Source organism: Mesorhizobium sp. CA8, assembly GCF_020164955.1.
In the GTDB taxonomy this organism is placed as follows: domain Bacteria; phylum Pseudomonadota; class Alphaproteobacteria; order Rhizobiales; family Rhizobiaceae; genus Mesorhizobium.
This window is the reverse complement of record NZ_JAIUHG010000025.1, coordinates 98626-105090: the sequence shown is the minus strand read 5'-3', so window position 1 is coordinate 105090 and position 6465 is coordinate 98626. Positions and strand designations below refer to the sequence as shown.

Sequence of the window (6465 nt, the reverse complement as noted above, 5' to 3'; positions counted from 1 at the left end):
ACAAGGATCAGCTTGCCGTTCTTGTTGCCCTTCACCGACTTGATGAACTCGGCCGAGACCTTCGCCTTGTCGTGGCCATAGGGTAAGAGATGCTCGTTCGGGATGCCGATCTTGGCGCCGATCTCCTGGATCGGTTTCTTCCTGGCGCCGCGCGCGATCTCGATGTCGGACTTCACTTCGGCCATGACGGCTTTCCTCTGGATTGGACGGTGGAGGGTTTGATCATCTGTGCATGTTCGAAACGCCGCGCGGACGCAAGGGCAAGTTCTAACCCTGTCGCAGCCGCGGCGTCAACTTCCATGCAACTAAGTTTCCTGCAAAGAAAGTACTGCTGTTCCCGGTCCGACCCGTTCGGGTCTTCGGCCCGGTCGCTTGCGGCGTATAGAAGCCAGAGCGAAGGCCGTTCCGCCGTCTCAAAACAGCCGCTGAATACGCGAAAAGCGACAGAGGCGACGGCGCAAATCCACCATCGCCGTCTTGGCTTAACGCGCCGCTATTGCGTCAGCACGTTGCTGATCTCGACCATGTTGGAGCGCACGCGCAGGATGTAGAAGCCCATCGTCGTCAGGTGCGTCGGCAACAGCCAGCCATCTTCGCGGCCGTTGGCGATGATGAAGGGCTGGATGCGCAGCGCCGAGACGAATTGCTGGTCCATCGTGTCCCACAGATTCTGCAGGTGCTTTTCCTTGATCACGTCCTCGAAGTCGGCCTGGGAGCCCTTCATCAGGCCGTAATAGGCGTAGAGCTGGCCATAGGCGAACCAGAAGCGGTCGTCGGCGCGAGTATCGAACCAGCCATTGTTGTGGTTTTCGGCGCGCTCCTTGAGGATGGCGGAGGTCGAGCCGATGTCGCTGGCGATGCGGTCGATATACTGTTTGAGATTGTCGGCGCGGGCGTCGAAGGTCGCCTGGCAAGTGGCGAGACGGGCGTTGAAGGAGTGCAGCTTGCGCACCGCGTCGCGATAATAGCTCGGCGTCGGCGTCTTGGGCCCGAACGGATTCAGGCCGAAATACCAGGTGTATTCGTCGAATTGCAAATTGCCGCGCGCGTCCTGCAGGTCGGCGTCGATCTGCGAGGTCGTGCGCACGCGGCCGAGATTGTCGGCAAGCTCGGTCGCGGTGCGCCGCACCGCCTGATTGATGCCGCGCTGGAAGGAGGCCTTGTTGTCCATCCACGGCGTGTTGTCCCAGTTGATGCCGAACAGGCCGAGCTTGTACAGGATCATCGACGAGACCCAGGCATTCTGATTGACGTTGAAATCCGTCAGATCGGCGGCGACCTGGGCGATCGCCGAGTTGCCGCAGGTCTTAGCCGTGTCGGTGCCGCTGCCGGCCGAAACCTGCTCGCCGGCGGAAACGCTGCGCTTCTCGAACGTGTAGGTGTCGGGATAGTTCGGGTTGAAATTGTTCCACCACTGGGTGGCGTAGAAGAAATTGGCGTAGAGGCCGATCAATACCAGAATGGCAAGGCCGACCACAACCTTCAGTATCCAGCCACGCTGTCCGTACCAGCGGCCGACCCACATGAACGGCCACAGGATGGCGCCGATGGCCAAGCCAATGCCGCGGCCGATCCATTGGAAGATCCGGGTGAAGAAGTTCACGATCGGGTCAAGCATGGCTCTCGTCACCCCCTTGGAGCATTTCACCGTTTCAAGGGAAACGGCGATCTGCCCTAACCCTTTGTTTTGGCGCAATTCCGGGCGGAAGACCGCCCACACTTTTCCTGGAATTGCTCTAGATCAGGATGACGTTTCGTGAAACGTCATCCTGATCTAACTCTTTGTTGGAGCATGATTTCCCCCGAAAACCGGTTCCCACTTTTCGGAATCATGCTCTAGTCAGTCAAACCGTAAAGGCGCGCGCGGAACGCCGTCTTGTCCTTCAAATATGTGGTTTTCAGAACGTCCACAACATGGCTTCGCCAGGCGTCGCTGAAGCCGTCATCATCCTTGTAGAAGCCGGGCTTGTTGAAGACGTAGCGCGAAACGAAGTCCTGCGGCACGAAATCCGAGATCAGCTGGTTGATCAGCCAGGCATCGGGGTGTTCGGGCTTGGCGCGCACGACCAGGAAGCGCTGGCGCGGCGGCACGTCCTCGATCTTGAGATGGCCGAGTTGGGCGATCTCGCGCTTGGCAGCGTTGAGGAACGGGAAATTGCCGTCGCTGGCGATCAGGTCGGCATGGCCGAGGATCCAGGTCTGCAGCCAGACCTTGTCGACATCGGTCAGATTGCGATTGGGCTCGGCGTCGCGGATCAGCGTCCGCACGACCATTTCGGCGCGGTGTTCGAGATAGCCGGAAGTCTCGATCCAGGAGGCGCGCGGCAGGTCGAGGCGGCCGGTGGCGGCCAGGAAGCCGAACACCTTGTCGGCGTCGTTGATCGACAGATAGCTCACCTGCCAGGGGCGCGAGCGGCGGAAGCCGGGAGCGGCCGGATCGCTGATCACCGTCGTCATATCGGGGTCGACGAAGACATAGAGGCCGCCGAAATGGCTGGTCCAGTAGGCGTTGTGGCGGAAGATCACCTGGTCCGGCACCAGCGCGTTCTCGCGGATGTCGCCGCAGATCTTGGCGAGATCGACCATGCGCTGGAGCATGGCATTGTCGCGCCAGGCGTCGGGCTCCTGCTTCAGCCGGTCGACCAGTTTGCCGAGTTCGGCCGCCTTGCCCAGCACGTCTTCGGCCGACAGCACCTTGAACTCGACCTGGTTGATCGACAGCAGGTCCTCGATGTCGTTGACCTTGGGGACCGAGTCCTCGATCTCGCCGTAGATGACGTCCTTGATGGTCAGCGCGTCGATGGCGCGCCGGTTCTTCGACATGAACTCGAACATCAGCTGCGAGGTGTTGGAGAAGGCGGTGTGCACCACCGGCAGGTCGATCTGCGACGGCGTCAGGATGATGAAGCGGCGGTTGACCTCGTTGGGATCGAGATAGTCATAGTCGCCGCACTCCTCGGCGATTTCGGGTGAGAAGCCGGTGCGGTCGATCTGGAAGCTCTTGAGCCTGGTCGGCTCGAGACCGAAAGCGGCAAGCGCCTTGTTGTAGCGCTGGATGAGATGCGGCTCGTCCACGGTCAGCAAGCGGCCGTAGATCAGGTCGTTGTCGCGCAGGAGGTCGGGGTTTTTCTTCACCTGTCCTTCTCCCCGTTTACGGGGAGAAGGTGCCGGGAGGGCGGATGAGGGGCGGCGCAGCCTTCCCTTCTCCCCCTGTGGGAGAAGGTGGCCGCGAAGCGGCCGGATGAGGGGTGCTCCAGGGAATGCCAGCGTCTCACTCCGCTGGAACACCCCTCATCCGTCTCGGCGCTATCGCGCCGATCCACCTTCTCCCACAAGGGGAGAAGGGGAAGGCGCAACTCACGCATTCCACGCCCCCTTCTTCTTCAACTCCTCCATTTCGCGCGCCGCGCGCTCGCGCAACCTGGCGTCGCGCAGGAGCTTTTCTACTGCTGCATCATCCGACTTGTCGGAATAGCGGAATTCGGAATCGGCGTAGCGGTTGATCTCCTGCATGACCATGTCCATCGAGAACGGCCCACGCAGTTCCTCGATCATCGCTTTCTTGTCGTCGTAGCTCTTGTGCATGAAGGCTTCCGGCTTCTCGAACCAGTCGTCCGGAAGCTCGATGTCCATGGCTCGCATTTTTATCGCGTCGGTGACGTTCTTGATGGCGCGGCCGGTGAAGCGCGGCTCGGCGTCCTTGATCATGTGCAGATAGGTGCCGACGTCGGCCATAGTCTTCGGCGCGCCATTCTGCTTCATGTAGCGCTCATAGACCTTCATCAGCCCGTCTTCCTGCGGCTTCTCGTGCTCTTCATAGGCCTCGGCCACGGCGCGCTGGATCTCCTGCGCGGCATAGAGCTCGTGGTCCCCGAGCGGAATCTTGTGGTTCTTGCCGGCGAGCAGCACGAAGATGTCGATATAGTCGTCGCGCGTCTGCGGGCCGTCGACCAGCCAGCGTGCGCCGGCGCGCTGGCGCAGCGCGTCGTCGACATTTTCCGGATAGTTGGAGAACATGCCGAAGGAGCAGTTGCCGCGCACCACGGTCGAAGCGCCGGCGAAGGCGTCCATCAAAACGCCGGTGATCTCCTGCTGGCCGGCCGAAGCGCGGTCGTCGGAACGACGCGCCGCCACCTGATCGATGTCGTCGATGGTGCCGAAGCCGATGACGCGCGGATTGAGCACGTTGTTGATGAACTGGCGGCAGTTCTGGCCGGACTTGCCCTGATAGGACGAGATCTGGTCGACGCCGAAATTCTCATAAGCAAAAGGATAGCCAGCGACCTGGCAGTAGCCATTGACGAGGCCGGCGATCATCTGGATCAGCGTCGTCTTGCCGGTGCCCGGCGCTCCGTCGCCGATGAAGGTGAACAGGAAGCCGCCGAGCTCGACGAAGGGGTTCAGCTCGCGCTCGAAGTCGTAGGCCATCAGCATCTTGGCCAATTTGATCGACTGATATTTGGCGATGTGGTTGCCGACCACTTCCTCCGGCTTCTTGAAGGTCATCACCAGCGGCTTGGCGCGTTTGCCGGGCGCAACGTCGAAGCCGTCGAGGGTGAAATCGTCGACATCGATGCGGATATGGGCGTTCTCGAACGAGCCGATGCCGTCGAAGCGGCCTTTTCGCGCCAGAAGCCCGTCGACGGCGAGGCGGGCAAAGGCCCGCGCCCGCGTCGTCAGGTCGGCGTCATCCTTCGAGCCGACGATCGCCTTGTCGAGGCCGGCGACGATCGACTTCACCGCATCCTGCGGCGTGTCGAACAGGAAGTCGGGCTCGGGGATGTCGTTCGGCGCCTCGCCATCGCTGTCGATCAGTTGGACGAGATACGAAGCGAAACTGAAGGCGGAGACGTAAGCCGAAGCCGACAGAAGCTTCTTGAAGGTGGCTGCCTCGTCGCCTTCCAGCGGTGCACGCATGTTTTTCGCCTGCAGGCTTTCGAGATCGGAGCCCTCGGCGAAGACGTCGGATATGGCGAGCGCGATCGCCAGGCCGCGCCGGGCGCGGTAGAGCAGCGTGTGCTGCGGGATCGTCATCAACTGGTCGTCGGGATGGATCGCGGCAACGCTCTTGGTGAGCTCGACCTCGCGCGTGCGCCGCACCGAGCCGACCGACACGGTCGAGACGAAGCGGCGGTTGGTGCCGGCAAGCGCCGTGCCGGATACGCGCGAAGGGTTCTCCAGCACGACGAAGCGGGTGATGAAGCTCTGCGCGGTCGCGCGGTGCTTCTCGATTGCTGCTTCCGAGATCGTTGTCAGGCCGGTGTCCATGAAGGATGCTCCGCGGTTTGACGGTCAGACGTCGCTGATGACCTGCCCGTTGGACAGGATGTGGACCTGGTAGCCGGAAAAGATCTTCTGCGCTTCGCCGGCGGCATAGAGCGCCTGGTAGGCCTCGTGCGGGATCAGCGCATGGTTCTCGTAGCTCGACACGCCCTGGCGCGCCGCTTCGAGGTCGTCGGTGTTGATGAAGAATTCCTGCGTGGTCTTCTCGCTGGAGAACAGGCCCTTGCGGCCGGGCTTCTCGCTCTTGGAAAAGACCTCCTGGATGGTCCAGGTGAGCAGCCAGGCGTTGTCCGGCTTGCGCACCTTGGCAAGCACCTCGGCCACGGTCGAATTGTTCTCGGTGATGCCGGCCGAATAAAAGGGCCCAAGCACGACGCGCCGCAGCTGCTTGGGGTGCAACGGCTCGAAATCCTTGTCGAGATTGACGGCGATCGTCGCCGGCGAGAGCGTATAAGCCGAGTTCTTCTCGGTGAAATCGTCGAAGCGGTGCGCAAGCTCCGGGTTGAGCAGGCCGTCGACGGGAAGCGGGATATCGACCTTCTCGTTCAGCTTGCCGTTCACGTCGACCAGCTGGCGCACCATGCTTTCGGAGGAATCCTCCACCGTCACCATATAGACCAGCGGCAGGTTGGCGCTGCCGTCGAACGTTGCCCAGTGGACGAGATAATAGGGCCGCATGGTCTTCGGGTTGACCGAGACCTTGGCCGTCTGCGCCAGGGTGAAGGGACCGAAAGTCGCCTCGCTCTTGACATCCTCCAGATACAGCCGCTCGGCCATCGACTTCTGCAGCGCTTCGGGAAACTCCTTGTGGCGCAGGATGAAATCGGCCATCTCCTCGCGCAGCTCGCCGGCCTGCGGGATGTTGGCCAGGCGGGCATCCGCCTGCTGACGGTCGTTTTCCAATTCGAGCAGGTTCTGGAACATCGGATAGCCGCTCTCGGCGCGCGAGATGCGGAAGGTGTCCATGAAGCCGAGCCGGTTGCGCCAGCAGGCAAAGGACTTGTCCAGCCGCGCGATATATTCGGCGACGATCCTGGCGACGATGCCGTGCCGGTAAAGCGGCGAGTGATCGTCACGCATGAACACTTCCAGCCCGCTCAGCGCCGCCGTGATGGCGGAGAAATAGCGTGCCGCCGCGTCGTTCTCAGGTGTCATGGGACTGCCGTGGAAATGAAGTCAGCG

The 6465-nt window shown here is 61.7% G+C and carries 5 protein-coding genes; all 5 read right to left on the bottom strand.

From position 1 onward, the window contains the following. On the bottom strand, positions 1–185 hold a 185-nt coding region (locus LB553_RS23995; protein ID WP_224516764.1), incomplete at its 3' end, for a formate--tetrahydrofolate ligase. Positions 186–493: 308 nt separating this feature from the next. Then, entirely contained in the window at positions 494–1618 is a 1125-nt protein-coding gene (locus LB553_RS23990; RefSeq protein ID WP_224516763.1) for a DUF2333 family protein, read from the bottom strand. Between the two features lie 218 nt (positions 1619–1836). Next, a complete protein-coding gene (locus LB553_RS23985) occupies positions 1837–3135 on the bottom strand; it encodes a DUF6638 family protein (RefSeq protein WP_224516762.1) in 1299 nt (432 codons plus the stop codon). 222 nt (positions 3136–3357) lie between these two features. Further along, entirely contained in the window at positions 3358–5268 is a 1911-nt protein-coding gene (locus LB553_RS23980; RefSeq protein ID WP_224516761.1) for an AAA family ATPase, read from the bottom strand. Positions 5269–5292: 24 nt separating this feature from the next. Beyond that, positions 5293–6438, bottom strand: coding sequence for a hypothetical protein (locus tag LB553_RS23975; protein WP_224516760.1), 1146 nt, complete (start codon positions 6436–6438; stop codon positions 5293–5295). Positions 6439–6465 lie beyond the last annotated feature (27 nt).